The sequence below is a fragment of the Rhizobium acidisoli genome (assembly GCF_002531755.2).
GTDB lineage: Bacteria > Pseudomonadota > Alphaproteobacteria > Rhizobiales > Rhizobiaceae > Rhizobium > Rhizobium acidisoli.
In genome coordinates this window covers 1,597,901-1,614,137 of the sequence record NZ_CP034998.1, presented here as the reverse complement: position 1 = coordinate 1,614,137, position 16,237 = coordinate 1,597,901, and the positions used below count along the sequence as shown (strand labels likewise).

Annotated in this window: 15 protein-coding genes and 1 pseudogene; 4 read left to right on the top strand and 12 right to left on the bottom strand. The window is 61.1% G+C overall.

Features of this window, described 5'->3' with window-relative positions; all coding sequences use genetic code 11:
* Positions 1-8 precede the first annotated feature (8 nt).
* The 7 genes and pseudogenes from tsf to CO657_RS08045 all read right to left on the bottom strand — a co-directional run bounded on the left by tsf (position 9) and on the right by CO657_RS08045 (position 7,605).
* Complete coding sequence (gene tsf / locus CO657_RS08075; RefSeq protein ID WP_003573380.1) at positions 9-935, bottom strand: translation elongation factor Ts; 927 nt, start codon at positions 933-935, stop codon at positions 9-11.
* 239 nt (positions 936-1,174) lie between these two features.
* Positions 1,175-1,942 (bottom strand): 30S ribosomal protein S2, encoded by a 768-nt coding sequence (gene rpsB, locus CO657_RS08070; protein WP_003573382.1) that lies wholly within the window; start codon positions 1,940-1,942, stop codon positions 1,175-1,177.
* Between the two features lie 233 nt (positions 1,943-2,175).
* Positions 2,176-3,282, bottom strand: a complete 1,107-nt coding sequence (locus tag CO657_RS08065) for a type 2 periplasmic-binding domain-containing protein (protein ID WP_054183194.1) — start codon at positions 3,280-3,282, stop codon at positions 2,176-2,178.
* A complete protein-coding gene (locus CO657_RS08060; protein ID WP_054183195.1) occupies positions 3,282-3,899 on the bottom strand; it encodes a 5-bromo-4-chloroindolyl phosphate hydrolysis family protein in 618 nt (205 codons plus the stop codon). The genes CO657_RS08065 and CO657_RS08060 overlap by 1 nt, the downstream gene beginning before the upstream one ends.
* Positions 3,900-3,906: 7 nt before the next feature.
* A complete protein-coding gene (locus CO657_RS08055; protein ID WP_054183294.1) occupies positions 3,907-5,475 on the bottom strand; it encodes a VWA domain-containing protein in 1,569 nt (522 codons plus the stop codon).
* 14 nt (positions 5,476-5,489) lie between these two features.
* Positions 5,490-6,566 (bottom strand): annotated as a pseudogene (locus CO657_RS08050) (toxic anion resistance protein).
* A 202-nt stretch (positions 6,567-6,768) separates the two neighbouring features.
* Positions 6,769-7,605 carry a cell envelope integrity EipB family protein gene (locus tag CO657_RS08045; protein WP_054183196.1) on the bottom strand — a complete coding sequence of 279 codons (837 nt, stop codon included), beginning with the start codon at positions 7,603-7,605 and terminating at the stop codon, positions 6,769-6,771.
* Positions 7,606-7,741: 136 nt separating this feature from the next.
* Here CO657_RS08045 and CO657_RS08040 point away from each other — a divergent pair, with 136 nt between their 5' ends.
* The 4 genes from CO657_RS08040 to CO657_RS08025 all read left to right on the top strand — a co-directional run bounded on the left by CO657_RS08040 (position 7,742) and on the right by CO657_RS08025 (position 10,779).
* Complete coding sequence (locus CO657_RS08040; protein WP_003586684.1) at positions 7,742-8,212, top strand: RidA family protein; 471 nt, start codon at positions 7,742-7,744, stop codon at positions 8,210-8,212.
* Positions 8,209-8,928 carry a glycerophosphodiester phosphodiesterase gene (locus tag CO657_RS08035; protein ID WP_003586685.1) on the top strand — a complete coding sequence of 240 codons (720 nt, stop codon included), beginning with the start codon at positions 8,209-8,211 and terminating at the stop codon, positions 8,926-8,928. The genes CO657_RS08040 and CO657_RS08035 overlap by 4 nt, the downstream gene beginning before the upstream one ends.
* Before the next feature lie 181 nt (positions 8,929-9,109).
* Positions 9,110-10,300 carry a GNAT family N-acetyltransferase gene (locus CO657_RS08030; protein ID WP_054183197.1) on the top strand — a complete coding sequence of 397 codons (1,191 nt, stop codon included), beginning with the start codon at positions 9,110-9,112 and terminating at the stop codon, positions 10,298-10,300.
* A 53-nt stretch (positions 10,301-10,353) separates the two neighbouring features.
* Positions 10,354-10,779 (top strand): HIT family protein, encoded by a 426-nt coding sequence (locus CO657_RS08025; RefSeq protein WP_054183198.1) that lies wholly within the window; start codon positions 10,354-10,356, stop codon positions 10,777-10,779.
* Positions 10,780-10,781: 2 nt separating this feature from the next.
* On the opposite strand, the gene CO657_RS08020 is transcribed toward CO657_RS08025, so the two are convergent.
* The 5 genes from CO657_RS08020 to CO657_RS08000 form a co-directional block, all read right to left on the bottom strand.
* Positions 10,782-11,948 (bottom strand): MFS transporter, encoded by a 1,167-nt coding sequence (locus CO657_RS08020; protein WP_063856438.1) that lies wholly within the window; start codon positions 11,946-11,948, stop codon positions 10,782-10,784.
* A gap of 172 nt (positions 11,949-12,120) precedes the next feature.
* Entirely contained in the window at positions 12,121-14,613 is a 2,493-nt protein-coding gene (gene clpA, locus CO657_RS08015; RefSeq protein ID WP_012557540.1) for an ATP-dependent Clp protease ATP-binding subunit ClpA, read from the bottom strand.
* A 10-nt stretch (positions 14,614-14,623) separates the two neighbouring features.
* A complete protein-coding gene (gene clpS / locus CO657_RS08010; protein ID WP_003586692.1) occupies positions 14,624-14,974 on the bottom strand; it encodes an ATP-dependent Clp protease adapter ClpS in 351 nt (116 codons plus the stop codon).
* A 276-nt stretch (positions 14,975-15,250) separates the two neighbouring features.
* Positions 15,251-15,622 (bottom strand): phasin family protein, encoded by a 372-nt coding sequence (locus CO657_RS08005; RefSeq protein WP_054183200.1) that lies wholly within the window; start codon positions 15,620-15,622, stop codon positions 15,251-15,253.
* Between the two features lie 274 nt (positions 15,623-15,896).
* Positions 15,897-16,100, bottom strand: coding sequence for a DUF3126 family protein (locus CO657_RS08000; protein ID WP_012557538.1), 204 nt, complete (start codon positions 16,098-16,100; stop codon positions 15,897-15,899).
* Positions 16,101-16,237: the final 137 nt, after the last annotated feature.

Here is a 16,237-nt window from a genome sequence, read left to right as displayed (position 1 = left end):
CTGGAAGATCAACCCTTGACGGCAGCCGCAACTTCGGCTGCGAAATCGGTTTCTTCCTTCTCGACGCCTTCGCCGAGCAGAAGGCGGGCCATGCCGGCGACTTCGATCGGCGCGCCGACGGCCTTTTCAGCTTCCTTGACGGCGGCTGCGACGGTCAGATCCGGATTGATGACGAAAGCCTGCGAGAGAAGGGCGACTTCTTCGAAGAACTTGCGCATGCGGCCATCGACCATCTTCTCGATGATGTTATCAGGCTTGCCGGAAGCGCGCGACTGCTCGATGAAGACGTTGCGCTCGCGCTCGGCGACGGCGGCATCGACTTCCTCGGGGCGGATCGCCAGCGGTGCGGTCGCAGCGATGTGCATGGCGACCTGGCGGCCGATTGCGTTCAGGGCTTCCTTGTCGCCGGTCGACTTCAGCGCGACGAGAACGCCGAGCTTGCCGAGGCCGTCGGAAACAGCATTGTGGATATAGGTGGCGACGACGCCGTCCTCGACGGAGAGCGCGACCGAGCGGCGCAGGTTCATGTTCTCGCCGATCGTTGCGATCGCGTCCTTGATCGTGTCGGAAACCGACTTGCCGGAGGCCGGGTAGGTCGCAGCCGCAACGGCGTCGACGCTGCCGTTTGTGGAGACGGCAACCTTGGCAATGCCGCGGACGAGATCCTGGAAGGCATCGTTACGGGCGACGAAGTCGGTTTCGGAATTGACTTCGACGACAACGGCCTTGGTGCCCTGGCTCGAAACGCCGATGAGGCCTTCGGCAGCGGTGCGGCCCGACTTCTTGTCGGCCTTGGCGATGCCCTTGGCGCGCAGCCAGTCGATCGCCGCTTCCATGTCGCCGCCGGTTTCAGCAAGAGCCTTCTTGCAGTCCATCATGCCTGCGCCGGTCTTTTCGCGCAGTTCCTTCACCATTGCAGCCGTAATCTCGCTCATTAGCTTCCTCTTGTCGGTTCATACGGTGGGCCGCAAAGCGCGGCGCGGCACCGGATTGAGGCACGAAATGTACCTGTATGTATGACAGCGTGATGAAGACGCGTCATAACGAAACTTATCTGGCAAAGAGCCTGATGCCCTCGCCCTGAAACAGGCAAGGCCGCCGAACTTCGATGAGTCGCGAGCGGCCTTTCCCAGTCATGCAAGCTTTGGCGGAGCTTTCGATCCGCCGGCTTTCATCAGCCTTCGGCTGCTTCTTCGAGAGCCGGCTCGACCGGAACTTCGGAGGATGCGCCGAGATCGCGGCCGGAAGAGCTCTGCTGACGCGCAATGCCGTCGATGGCGGCGCGGGAGATCAGCTCGCAGTAAAGAGCGATGGCGCGCGATGCGTCGTCGTTGCCCGGGATCGGATAGTCGATCAGGTCCGGGTCGCAGTTCGAGTCGATGATGGCGACGACCGGGATGCCGAGGCGCTTGGCTTCGTCGATCGCGATCTTTTCCTTGTTGGTGTCGATGATGAACATCAGGTCCGGAGTGCCACCCATATCGCGGATACCGCCGAGAGCCTTGTCGAGCTTTTCACGCTCGCGCTCGAGGTTCAGGCGTTCCTTCTTGGTGAAGCCCTGGGCTTCGCCGTTGAGGATCTCATCGAGCTTGCGCAGGCGCTGGATCGAGTTGGAGATCGTCTTCCAGTTCGTCATCATGCCGCCGAGCCAGCGCGAGTTGACGTAGTACTGGGCCGAACGCTTGGCGCTGTCGGCGATGATCTCGGACGCCTGGCGCTTGGTGCCGACGAAGAGAACGCGGCCGCCGCGGGCAACGGTGTCGCTGACGACCTGCAGGGCGCGCGACAGCATCGGAACGGTCTGGGCCAGGTCGATGATGTGGATGTTGTTACGATCGCCGAAGATGTACGGCTTCATCTTCGGGTTCCAGCGGTGCGTCTGGTGGCCGAAGTGGACGCCTGCTTCGAGAAGCTGGCGCATAGAGAAATCGGGCAATGCCATGCCTTTGTATCCTTTTCCGGTTGAACCTCCGCAAGGCGAACAGCATCCTCTTCGAGAATGCCACCGGGCGGAACGATCCGGATTTCTCCCGGATAATCCCATGCCTTACGTGTGGAATGCCGCTGCCCATACATTCCGTTCGGCACAAAAGCAAGGAAAACATTCCAATCGGCAGACAAACAAGGTTTATGCCGAGAAATTCAGCCGCTGCCCTGCCCTTCGCATGCTGCCGCTCAGCTTGCCAGCATCATCAGCAGCGACAGCATGAGGCCGGCGTCCGGCATCGGCAAGACGGCATCGACCTCGGCCGGCAGCAGGCTGCCGATTGCGCTGTCGGCGTTGCCGGTGGCAGTTCCGAGCGGGCCGCGGAAGCCGTGTCTCGTCCAGGCCAGTTCCTGCAGCTTCGGGCTCGTCAGTGCTTCGATCAGCCGATTGGCGTTCTCGTCGACGACGATCAGCGGATGCGCTGAATGAACGGTCGGCCGCGGATAGAGCACCACCGGCTTTGCGCCCGGGCTTGCCGTGATGCGGTCCCAGCGCAAGGGATCGGCGAGGATCCATTCGACCAGCTGATTCTCATAGCCGACGATCATCGGCTCGCCGCCGAGGCCGCCTGCGAGATACTGGTCGAAGAGCTTGCCTGACGAGGGCGATTTGAAGCCCATGTTGCGGAAGACCGCCTGCACCTTTCCGCCGAACGCGGCAAGATCGTCTGCGGTCGCGACATTGCCGCTGAAGAGGCTCAGCGCCAGGCCGGCGAACATGAAACCGGAATTGGAGCGGTTCGGATCGGTCGAGACGATGCGCGCCCGGCCATAGAGCGAATTCACGCCGAGCTTCGACCAGTCGGTGCCGGCGAGAACAGCATCAAGCAGCGCTTTCAAGTCGAGCTGATGATGGCCTTCGCTTGTCACCGTCACCAGTCCTGATTTCATCAGGCCGTCGACGACGTGCTGCCAGGAATAGACGACGACGGGGGTGTTCAGCACGACCCGGTCATTGCGGATTTTGACGCCGTTTTGTCTGGCGATATCGACCATGATCGACGAGGACGGCCATAGAAATTGCGGGCTCTGCGACAGCAGCGCCTGTTCGCGCACCATCTCGACCGAACCCGCCACGCGGCCGTTTACCGTCAGGCCATATCCCCCAAGTGCGCTCACCACGTCACGGTCGGCGAGAAAGGCTTCCTTCTCGCCGCCGATGAAGCCGGAAAGCGGCGTGCGGCTGCCGAGCAGGCCCTGCAGTTCGGGCCGGTCCTTGACGGCGAAATAGCCGCCGGTGCCGACGACGCCGGCTCCGAGCAGTCCCACTCCAAAGGCGCGACGAGAAAGGGCCATCAGCGTCCGATATCCTCTTTGAGCGAAGCCTGGATGAGGCGCAGATCGGTGTCGAGCGTGCCGAGCGCCTCATCGATCAAACTGTCGGCATAATGGACGAAGGCCTCTTCGAGCTTGACCAGCACGGTGCGGACCTCCTCCAGCTGCTTGGTATCAGGAGCGCGTTTCGCCTCGATGACGGCAAAACCTTCTGCCACCTCGGCGGCACGCGGCAGATAATAGGAAAGGAACCGCCGGACGGCATTGGCGCTCTCCGGCTTGGCCTCGACCTTGCGAAAGACATCGACAGCGATTTCGGCAAGATGGCGGACTGCGGTTGTCGTCTTCCGATCGGTGATCGCGTCGGCGGCGGCCTCCAGCCTCTGCGCAAAGGGAACGGCGGCCTCCAGGAGGTCGCGGGCAAAGGCGACGCGCCCGCTGCCGATGCTCTTGATATCGAGGCCTTCGAACAGCCGGCGCGGCGCAAGCAGAATGACGAGGCCGGCAAAGACCAGAACGGCGATGATGGCGGCGATCCAGAACGGCATGCCGGCGACAAAACTCAAAAGCGGCACGGTGATGGCCGCGGCCAGTCCCGCCACGATCCAGTTGCCGTCATTGCCGAGCCAGTTGCGCATGCCGGTCCTAATTATAGCCGCGTGCGGTGCGGAAGGCGGTGGCGAGATTCGAACCGCCGTCGAACACGCGCGCCGAAGTCTCCTTGGCAAGGCTGTCGAGCTGCGTCTTGTCGGCGTCGCCGAATGTGATGCCGAAGACCGGCACATGCGGCTCTGTCGCGTTCCATTCGCTCATGAAAGCCTGGCTTTGATCGTCGGACCTGCCGTCGGTCATGATGACGATGGCAGGCAGATAAGTCGAGAGCCTGTCGGTTCGGGCAATCTGCTGCAGAGCCTGTGCGGCGCAGGCATACATGTCCGTGCCGCCGCCCGCCTTCTGCCGGGAAATCTCGTTCAGCAGCCCTTCCTGCTCCAGCGGGTTTCCGCTTGCCATGAAGCTGTTGCGCACGCTGCCGTCGAAAGGAATGACGATGATCCGGTCGCCGGGCGACCATTGCACCAGCACCTTGCTTGCTTCGTCTGGTGTCAGCAGGAAACGCATCGCCTTCTGCAGCTGGTCCTCGCCATCGCCCTGCATCGAGCCGGAGAAATCGAGGCAGAGCGCAGTCAGAGACGGTTTGCGCAGCGCGGCCTGATAAAGAGTAAGCGCCTGGCGGATGACACCCGGCTCCGGCATGCGGATGGCGGTCACAAGCCGGGCCGGATCGAAATTCCAGCCAGGCTCCGGTTTTGCGGCAACACCGGTGAGCGGAATGCGCCGGCCGGTATCGGCGATACGCTGCTGCACCGGGGCCGAACGGAGATAGGTAAGCAGATCGTTGAAGAACGTCTCAACGTCCGGCCCGCGTCCATGATCGACGAAACCGAGCGGCGAATCCGCCATGGCCACGCCATCGGCCGGGTAGATCGCGTAAAGCGGTTCCTGCGACAAGGCGGCAAGCTTATCGTTGGTTTCCTTCAGCACCGCCTCGTAATTCCACATGCCGTCGTAGACAGTGCCCTTGCCGGCGGATTCGACGTAGAGATCGGCAAGCCAGCCGGAAGAGCCGGAAGAGCGCACGACGCCCGAAAGCAGCGATCGGACACTCTCTTGGACACCCTTGTCGTCGAGATCGCCGGGTTCGATCACCGGCTTGTTGCCGAGTGCGCTCGACAGCATGGCAAGATAGGCGCTGGCGCCTGAGTTGGATTGCGTCGCCGAGGTCATCAGGAATTTCAGCAATCCGTTTTCGACGGCGGCGAGAATGTCCTTCATGAACACGTCCCTGCCGATCCAGCCGAGCTTCTCGGCCTTCGACTTGCGCACGCCCAGGACCACCGGCGTCTGGGCGATCGAAGTCAGGCTCTTGACGCGGCGCTTGGTGTCGAACATGTCGACCCATACGCTGGAGGCCGGCCAGACCGCATCCTGCTCGACGCCCTGATCGCTCTGCAGCGCCAGGCCGATATCGAGCGTGCCTTCATATTTGAAGGTGCAGGTCGCATTCTTCTGCTTGCAAAATTCCTCGACGATCGGCTGCAGAACGGTATTTTCCGATCCGGAGACGATCGAGAAGTCCGGCCCCTTGCCGAAGGGATCGCAGCCGGCAAGGGCGAGAGCCGCAAGGAGCGCCAGGCCTGAAAGGAGTGCTCGCATCGTCATCCTGCCGATCACGCCCCAGTCATCGCCTTCTTGAGTTCAACCGTCATCTGCTCCATCTGCTGCTCGGCCTGCGCCCGCTTCCGGCGCCCCTCTTCCTGAACCTGCAGCACGCCTGAAATCGTGTCGATCAGATCCCTGTTGGCCTTGGCGAGCGTGTCGATATCGACGATGCCGCGCTGCGACTGCTGCTCGATAGCGATCGCCTGGTCCTTCATCATCTCGGATGCCTGTCGGATCATGTCGTTGGTAGCGTCGGTCACCGCCTTCTGCAGCTCAAGCGCCGATTTCTGCCGCGTCAGCCCGAGCAGGATCACCATCTTCTGTTTCCAGGCCGGCACCGTCAGCGCCGAGGTCGCCTGCAAGTTCTCGATCAGCGTCTCGTCGCCCGCCTGGACGATGCGGATCTGCGGCAATTGCTGGATGCCGAGCTGGCGTGCCTGCTACAGGTAAAACACCCGCTTTTCCAATCGGTCCAGCGCCTGCAGGCTGTCCTGATAGGTTTGCGCTTCCAGCATGCCGCCGCCGGGACCGGTCGCAGCCGTTTCGGCAGCAGCCTTCAGCCTCGGCAGTTCGGTGCTGCGGAAACGCTCTGCAAACGCCTTGCCGGCCTGCACGTAGGCCTCGAGCCGCATGATCGATTGCCGGGTTTCCTCATGCAGGTCGTCGAGCATCGCGATATCGCGCCGCAGCGTATCCTTGTGGCGGTCGAGTTCGAGGCCGATCCGATCGATCTGGCCGGCCACGTCCTCAAATTCCGCCTTGAACCGCTCGAGCCGCGCCTTGGCGGAGAGGAAGATGCGGCTGAGAAAACCCTTGTCCTTCAGCGACGCCGGGTCGAGGCCCTTCGACTTGAGGATGATGTCGCTCAAGAGGCGGCCAATTTCGCCGAGATCCTTGTTGCGGACCTCGCGCAGGATCCTGTCGGCATAGTCGCTGACCGCCTGCTGGGCACGGTCGCCATAGACCGAGATGCCGGCGCGATCGGTGATATTGATGGTGTCGGAAATGCGAGCGATTTCCGCCGGATCGGCGGCGACTACAGGCAGGGCGGCGTTTTGAACAGTCGCGAGATCGGTATCGGCCATGAGGCGGGCTTTCCAGGCTTGCGACAGGTAATCGTCTGGAGGCCCATCTTCGCAATAAACAGGCCTTGTCACGATGGACTGGCCGCTAGAATCACACCGACCCGAAAAGCAGGACGACGGAAGACGACTCAATCATCGCTGGTCGCCGCACAATAATGAACTTTATGATACAGTTTTATGACAGTCGGAAAGCTGTGCAGACTTACTTGCAAACCTCGGCCTTGCGGTCGAGCAGCTCGAGCTTTGCGAGCTTGCCGGTCAGAACGAAATCGCCGTAATCCATCGTCAGGTCGCGGGTGATGCCGTTCTCATAGAGCTTGAACGACATACGATAGACCGGCAGAGCGTCGGATTTTGCATTCTCGTTGAAATAGGCGATCGTCACCGGCCAGAAGGCTGTCTTGGAGAAAGCGCCGGCATTGCCGGAATCAGCCTCCTCGGCAACCGGCGTCTCCTGTTTGCCGACGATCGTCGTCGTCACCAGCGACTTGTCGCCGTCATCCGAGCCGTCGAAGACGCGGGCCTCGAAGAAGCGCTTGCCGTCCTTGGCGTTCTGGATCACGTCGAGCATATGTTCGGTTGGGAACCGGCTTTCGGCAAGCTGCAGTTCGCGGCTCGACGGCTGCTTGAGATCGACCTTGACGCCATCCGGCTGATCCTGAGCCGCACCGTTGACCTCCTTGTCGAGCTGTTGGTCGGTAAAGGATTTGGTGTCGAAGGTGAACTTGCCGTCCTTGAGATTCTCGAAGGTCTTCGTCTGCTGGTCGCTGACGCGGACGCTGTCGCCGGTGTCGATCTGCGTCACGAAGCGGAAGTTGGTGGTGAAGCCCTGGCAATAGCTGCCGTCGAACTCATAGACCATGCGACCGTACATGCCGGCAATGCCGGAGCGGTCCGAGGCGTCCTTCAGTTCCAGATCGTAGACCGCGCGATGTGCGACGAGGCCGGTCGCGATCGCAGCGCTTACCGCGGGCGCAGCCGCCCATGCATTGGCGGAAACGCTGGCGAGAAGCAGAGCGACAAGACCTGATCGGAACATTCATTAACTCCTGTTGGACTCGGTCGCGATGTTATAAGAACGCTTTCGGCCAAATCGAGGCTCGAACCTGTCGTATTAAAGATTCTAGTCTTGATGCATAATTTTTGAAGAATTGACAACAAAAGCGGAGACGAAAATGTCGGATGAAATTGCAAAGCGCCTGACTGAGATGGGGATAACCCTGCCCGAAGCCGCAGCGCCTGCTGCAAATTACGTTCCTTACGTCATCAGCGGCAATCTTCTCTACATCTCCGGCCAGCTGCCGCTCGAAGGCGGCAAGATCGCCGTCTCCGGCCATCTCGGCAAGACCGTCGACGTTGCGAGCGGCCAGCGCGGCGCCGAACTCTGCGCCATCAACATCCTTGCCCAGGCGAAGGCGGCGCTTGGCGGCGATCTCGGCCGCATCCGGCGCGTCATCAAACTGAACGGCTTCGTCGCCTCGGCGCCCGACTTCGTCGAGCAGCATCTCGTCATCAACGGCGCTTCGAACCTGATTGCCGGCGTGCTCGGCGAGGCCGGCAAACATGCGCGTGCCGCCGTCGGCATGGCCGCCCTGCCGCTGAACGCCGCCGTCGAGATCGATGCTATCATGGAAATCGCGGAATGACCAATGCGGCCTGGATCCGGGACGTGCCGGTCGCCCATCGCGGCTATCACGACCTCAATAAACTCGTCTGGGAAAACACGCTTTCGGCCTTTTCGCGTGCCGTCGAAGCGGGCTTTGCGATCGAATGCGACCTGCATTACGCCTCCGACGGCGTGCCGGTCGTCTTTCACGACGAGGACCTGCAGCGGCTCTGCAATCTTCCGGGCGACATCCGCGAGCGCACCTCCCGTGAGCTCGGACTGATCGCCGTCGGCGGCACCGGAGACAAGGTGCCGACGCTCCGCCAGCTTCTCGATCTCGTCCAGGGCAAGGTGCCGCTGGTGCTGGAGCTGAAGGGCCGCGAGGCCGATGACGAGGGATTTGCAGAAGCCGTGCTAGAGGTGCTTCAGGATTACCAGGGCAAGGTGGCGCTGATGAGCTTCGACCACTGGCTGCTGCGCGATCTGAAGGCGCTTGACGCACCCTACCCGCTTGGTCTTACCGCCAACGGCAACACGCCGGAGGAGTTTGCGACGCATGCGAAGGCGATGGAGATTGGTCTCGATTTCATCTCCTATTATTATGACGACCTGCCGAACGCCTTCATCTCAGGCGAACGTGAAAAGGGCATCCCCGTCATAACCTGGACGGTGCGCGACGAAGAAGCGCGCCGGCGCACCTTCGCCAACGCGGACCAGATGACCTTCGAAGGCTTCGACCCGCGTGTGGCGGTTTGACGCTCGCTTTTTGGCCAAGATCATGCGCAGACTGCCGCATAATTCCTTAAATCGGAATCGATTTAAGGATAAAATTATGCAGCAACTCAAAGCGTTACAGCGTCCTTTGCGCGTCTGAAAAGACGCGCGGCGCTGCAAGACAGAGCCGAGACTATTCTCCCACAGGCTTCGTATCTGCCCCATGACCGATGAACTATCCATTCGCGTAGAACGCTCCTTCACCGCGATTTCCCCAGAAAGCTGGTCCAGGCTTTCCGGGGCGTCGAAGACTTGCCCGACGCTTGCCTATAACCCGTTCGTCTCGCACGCCTTTTTGTCGTCGCTGGAAGAGTCCGGTTCGGCCAGCGCCGAGACCGGCTGGCTCGGCCACCACTTGCTGCTCGAGACCGAGCGCGGCGAACTGATCGGCGCCCTGCCCGGCTACCTCAAGAGCCACAGCCAGGGCGAATATGTCTTCGACCATGGCTGGGCCGATGCCTTCGAGCGGGCCGGCGGGCGTTATTATCCCAAACTTCAATGCTCGATCCCGTTCACGCCGGCGACCGGTCCGCGGCTTCTCGTCGCTGAGGGACTGCAGCGGCTGCCGATCCAGAGCGCGATCGCCGAAAGCCTGAAGGAGGTCGTGCGCCGGCTCGGCATCTCGTCTGCCCATATCACCTTCGTGCCGGATGAGGAGATCGGTGTCTTCGAGATGGACGGCTATCTGCACCGCACCGACCAGCAGTTCCATTTCATCAATGACGGCTACGCCAATCACGAGGAATTTCTCGAAACACTCGCGTCGCGCAAACGCAAGGCGTTGCGCAAGGAGCGGCGCGCCGCGCTCGAAAACGGCATCAGCATCGACTGGCTGACCGGCCACGACCTGACGGAACGCATCTGGGATCAATTCTTCAAGTTCTACATGGATACCGGCGGGCGCAAATGGGGCCGGCCCTACCTCACCCGCAAATTCTACTCGCTGATCGGCGAACGCATGGCCGACGACATCCTGCTGGTCATGGCCAAGCGTGACGGGCGCTATATCGCCGGCGCCATCAACTTCATCGGCGGCGATACGCTCTATGGCCGTCACTGGGGCTGCGTCGAGGATCATCCCTTCCTGCATTTCGAGGTCTGCTATCACCAGGCGATCGACTTCGCCCTATCGAAGGGGCTGAAACGGGTCGAGGCCGGCGCCCAAGGTGAACACAAGCTCGCCCGCGGCTACCTGCCGGTGACGACGCATTCGGCCCATTATGTCGCCCACGCCGGCCTTCGCCGGGCGATCGGCGACTATCTCGCCCGCGAGCGCGCCGATGTCGAACAGATGAGCGAGGTGCTGAGCGAGCACAGCCCCTTCCGCAAGGGCGAGCGCCAGCAGGAGGATTGACGCCGACCTGCCGGCGGCGTTACCCGATCAAGATGCAATGAGGAGATTTCGCGATGACCAGCGCCTATGACGACAACAATATCTTCGCCAAGATCCTGCGCGGCGAAATTCCCTCGCACCGCATCTACGAGGATCAGCATACCATCGCCTTCATGGATGTGATGCCGCAGGCGCCAGGCCATGTGCTCGTCGTGCCGAAGGCGGCGTCGCGCAATATTCTCGATGCCGATCCAGCCACCCTCACCCATGCGATTACCGTCGTCCAGAAGATTGCCAATGCAGTCAAGGACGTCTTCGACGCCGACGGCGTGTTCGTCGCCCAGTTCAACGAACCGGCCGCCGGGCAAACGGTGTTCCATCTGCATTTCCACGTCATCCCGCGCCACGAGGGCACCGCACTCAAGCCGCACTCCGGCAAGATGGAAGATGGCGCCGTGCTGGCCGCTCATGCCGAAAAGATCCGGGCGGCGCTGGCATAAGGTCATTTGGCGAGTGCTGGCCGCGCCTTCATGCCGTTCAGCGGCAACAGAACCGCCAAAGCCGCCATGCTCAGCCCGCCCAGAACTGCGAAAGTCGCCTGCGCCCCGATACCGGCCATCAGCGCCGCTATGCCGGGCGGGGCGAGTGCGTTGATCAGGTTCATCGGCAGGGCGATGGTTGCCATCGCGGCGGTATAATCGGCCTTCTCAAAGAAAACGAGCGGCATCGTGGCGCGTGCGACGGCAAAGGCACCGCTCCCGACCCCGAACAGGACGAGGTAGCCGCCCACCGATAGAATACCGGCGCCGCCGATCCAGATCGTAGCCAGTCCCATCGGAATCATCGCCCCCGAGACGATTGCGGTGGATAATCCGTCCCATTTTTGCCCGCCGAGAAGGTCGATCACCCGCCCGCCGACCTTGAAGACCCCAAGGAGCGAGGCGATAGCGACCGCGCCGGCAAGATCCATCCCCATCGACTGCAGGAGTTTGATTCCCACTGCCTCGACGCCGAAGGTGACAAAGCTGTTCAAGGCGATGGCGGCGACCAGCAGGATGAAGACAGGTTCCCATCGCCCGCGCCGCCGATGAGCTGTCGCTGCGGTCGCCGCCCCGGTGACGGGCAGACCGAACCGGACCAAAGGGCAGATGATGAAAACCATGACACCGGCATAGACGACGAAAACCTGCCGCCAACCCACAAGATGGTCGAGAAAAGCGGTTATGGGCCAGAAGACGCTGCCTGCCAGACCGGTCACCAGCATCAGTGTTCCAATCAGGCTGCGCGCCCGATCCTCTGCGTATTCCGCGACATAGGCGTAGGCCGAGGTCGTCAGGAACATCGCGCCTGCCAGCCCGGTCAGTGCCCACCCGACCCAGAAGACAGGCAGGTTCGGAGACAGCGCGAGCAGGCACAGAGCCAGGCCGATCAGGCCCGCTCCCGCCGCCATGACCTGGCGCGTTCCGAACCTGCGAAAGGCGCGGCCGGCCCAGGGTGCGGCAAGCCCCATTGCGACAAACATCACCGAGGTTGCCAGAAAGACCGACGGCAGTGAGGTTTTGAATTCCGCCGCCACCGGCGTCGCAATCACGGGCAGGACGCCGACCACGCCCCAGCCGGTGATCTGGGTCAGCGCGAGACAAAACAGGACAAGGAAATGACGTTGCATGGTCCACTCGTAGGTCCGAAGCATGACACTCCGATAACAGCCACGATGGTGCAGCCTCACCCACTGAGTTGACTGGCTAATACCGCATCGATGAGACGCGGTCGGTTCCGCGGGAGAAAAAGGCCGAAGACGAAAAAGGCCGCATGACGCGGCCTCTCTCAATTGGTGGATCTTACTTCTTGCGCGGAACCTTTGGAACCGTGCTGCCCTTCTTCGGGGCGTCGCGGACCTCGGGCTCGGCCTGCGGGACCGTCTTGGCGCGGGTCTTGGGCGCCGCCTTGGTCTTCAGCTCGCCGTCGCCCTGGTCGTCGGCGTCGGGATGGACGACTTCGGCTTCCGGCTTCGGCTTGATCGGCGCCGTATCCGGGATGGCCTCCAGCACGATGCCGGGCTTGCCGTCTTCCTTCGGGCCGACTGTGACGTTGACGACGCCGCCCTTCTTCAGCTTGCCGAAGAGGATTTCGTTGGCAAGCGGCTTCTTGATGGTGTCCTGGATCACGCGGGCAAGCGGGCGGGCGCCCATCTTCTCGTCGTAACCCTTTTCCGACAGCCAGGCGATCGCATCCTCATGCAGGTCGAAGGTGACGTTCCTTTCGGAAAGCTGGGCCTCCAGCTGCATGATGAACTTCTGCACGACCTTGTGGATCACAGCCGTCGGCAGTGCCGCGAAAGGAATGATCGCGTCGAGACGGTTGCGGAACTCCGGCGTGAACAGGCGGGTCAGCGCCTCCTCGTCCTCGCCGGTGCGCTTGGACGAGCCGAAGCCGATCGCCGCCTTGGCCATTTCGGACGCGCCCGCATTCGTCGTCATGATCAGGATGACGTTGCGGAAGTCGATCTTCTTGCCGTTATGGTCGGTCAGCGTGCCATGGTCCATGACCTGCAGCAGGATATTATAGATGTCGGGATGCGCCTTCTCGATTTCGTCGAGCAGGACCACGCAATGCGGGTGCTGGTCGACGCCATCGGTGAGAAGACCGCCCTGGTCGAAACCGACATAGCCGGGAGGTGCACCGAGCAGGCGCGACACCGTGTGCCGCTCCATATATTCCGACATGTCGAAGCGCAGAAGCTCGACGCCGAGCGACGACGCCAGCTGCTTTGCCACCTCGGTCTTGCCGACGCCGGTCGGACCGGAGAAGACATAGGCGCCGATCGGCTTGTTCGGCTCGCGAAGGCCGGCGCGCGCCAGCTTGATCGAGGTCGAAAGGGCTTCGATGGCGATATCCTGGCCATAGACGACCGAGCGCAGTTCCTGCTCGAGATTGGCAAGCACCGCTTCGTCATCCTTGGAGACGGTCTTCGGCGGAATGCGCGCCATCGTGGCGACCGTCGCCTCGATCTCCTTTTCGGTGATCAGCTTGCGGCGCTTCGACGGCGGCAGCAGCATCTGGGCCGCACCGGTCTCGTCGATCACGTCGATCGCCTTGTCCGGCAGCTTGCGGTCGGAGATGTAGCGGGCCGAGAGTTCGACGGCCGACTTGATGGCATCGTTGGAATAACGCAGGTGGTGATATTCTTCGAAATAGGGCTTCAGGCCCTTCATGATCTCGATCGCGTCATCGATCGACGGTTCGCTGACGTCGATCTTCTGGAATCGGCGAACCAGCGCCCGGTCCTTTTCGAAGAACTGGCGATATTCCTTGTAGGTGGTCGACCCGATGCAGCGGATCGCGCCCGACGACAGGGCCGGCTTCAAGAGGTTCGATGCATCCATCGCACCGCCCGAGGTGGCGCCGGCGCCGATCACCGTGTGGATCTCGTCGATGAACAGCACGGCCCCCGGATATTCCTCGAGTTCCTTGACGACCTGCTTCAGGCGCTCCTCGAAATCGCCGCGGTAGCGCGTGCCGGCAAGCAGCGTGCCCATGTCGAGCGAGAAGATCGTCGCATCGGCGAGCGCTTCGGGAACCTTGCCTTCGACGATGCGCTTGGCCAGGCCTTCGGCGATCGCCGTCTTGCCGACGCCGGGATCACCGACATAGAGCGGATTGTTCTTCGAACGGCGGCACAGGATCTGGATGGTGCGGCTCACCTCGGCGTGACGGCCGATCAGCGGGTCGATCTTGCCGCCCTTGGCCTTCTCGTTGAGATTGACGCAATAGGCCTTGAGCGCATCCTGCTGCTTCTTGGGACCGCCCTCTTCCTCGCCGCCGCGCGCCGTCGGCTTGCTGCTCTCGGCTTCCTCCTCGGCGCCGCGCGGGGGGCGCGCTTCGGAAGCACCCGGGCGCTTGCCGATGCCGTGGGAGATATAGTTGACGGCGTCGTAACGGGTCATCTCCTGCTCCTGCAGGAAATAGGCGGCATGGCTCTCGCGCTCGGCAAAGATCGCGACGAGCACGTTGGCGCCGGTCACCTCTTCGCGGCCGGACGATTGCACGTGGATGACGGCGCGCTGGATGACCCGCTGGAAGCCGGAGGTCGGCTTCGAATCCTCGTCATATCCGGTGATCAGGTTGGAGAGTTCGTTATCGACATATTCCACGAGCGTCTTGCGCAGCGCGTCGAGATCGACATTGCAGGCACCCATGACCGCGGCCGCATCGGCATCGTCGATCAGGGCGAGCAGCAGATGCTCGAGCGTCGCATATTCGTGGTGCCGCTCGTTGGCAAAGGTCAGTGCCTGATGGAGCGCCTTCTCTAAACTAGGCGAAAATGTTGGCACGTTCAGATCCTCACTTCTTTTCCATGACGCATTGCAGCGGATGCTGGTGCTGCCGGGCGAAGTCCATCACCTGGCTGACCTTCGTTTCCGCCACCTCGTATGTGAATATTCCGCATTCGCCAACGCCGTGGTTATGGACATGGAGCATGATGCGGGTGGCACTTTCACGATCCTTTTGAAAAAAACGCTCCAGAATATGGATGACGAATTCCATGGGAGTGTAGTCGTCATTCAAAAGCAGCACGCGGTAGAGATTGGGTTTCTTGGTCTTCGGCTTGGTGCGTGTGATGACCGAGGTTCGATTTCCGTTCTCCCCGTTCCTATCGCTGTCGTTCTGCATCCGGATCGGCTTTGCGATCATTGTCATTCATTCCTCAAGCAATCCGGCGGAGCATGGGAGGGTGCTTTTCCCGCCGAATATCTGAAACACTAACTTAGTTCATAATAGGCCGATTTTAAGCCCCCTGTCAGTCACTGCAATCAAGAAATGGCCGGCATGCACGGGAAAGACCAAAAAAGTCCCCGGCCGGTCCCATGGAGGTACTGCAGCGAAAGTGGAAACAAAAAGACCGGCTACAGATGCGTAGCCGGTCTATAATTTTCAATATGTAGCGCAGGTTGCGCCGTCGCAATCAATTCATGCAGCGGCAGGGGTGGCCGGCTGCGCCTGCCTGGTGGTCTTGGCGACGGCAGCGGCGATCGGCGCTTCATAGGGCTTGTAAGCGGATTTGGCGAGATCGGCATACATCTCGCTGAGTTTCGTCGTCTCGGAGACGAGGCCTTCGAAATAGGTCTTGACGTAGTTGGTCTGCAGTTCGAAAGCGGCCTCGAAGCTCTTGACGCCGGCCAGCGTTTCGAAATGCGTCACCGCGTCCTGAAAGGACTTCTTCGAATAGTCCGCAGCTTCGGCAGCGATCGCCTGGAAGCCTCTGGTCGTATCCGAATAGGTTCTCAGCGCCGTATCAACGGCTTCCTTGCTCTTCTTGTTTGCGTCGTCAAAGTTGAACATGACCGTCCTCCGTTGGGCTGTGGGATGGCGGCAGGGTAGCTGCAACGCACAAATAGTCAAGTAGTCTTGTGCGCTGCAAAACACCTATGGGTTGTGCGACAATAATAAAACAAAGGATGCGCGCCGGGGCACGTACGTCTTTAACTGTTTTTGCTAATATATATCAGATAAGCGCAACCTGAAGCTTCAAATAAATTTTGGCCCCAAGCCCAGAAAACAAAAAAAGGACCGAACGGATCGCGCCGTTCGGTCCCTTGGAAAGCGTTCGAGCAGGTCAGAGATCGACGTCGAGGATCGCCATCGAAAAGTTGTAGGAGCGGTCGCCGTCCTCGTCATCGATATAGACGACGCCCAGAAATTCTTCGCCGAGATAGACTTCCGCAGAATCATTCTTGCGCGGACGCGCCTTGACGACGATCTGCGGATTGAGCGTGCGTTTGAAATAGGCGTCGAGCTTCTTGATTTCTTCAGGCTTCACTCTGTTATCTCCGTAAACGGTCTTGATTGGCCGCTTCTTGCACAGGAAAAGCAGCGGTGTAAAGGCAAGGTTGCCAGTTGGCAATTTCCATCCCCGCCCGAGGACCGCCGACTTTTCCCAATCCTTATTTTCCGGCA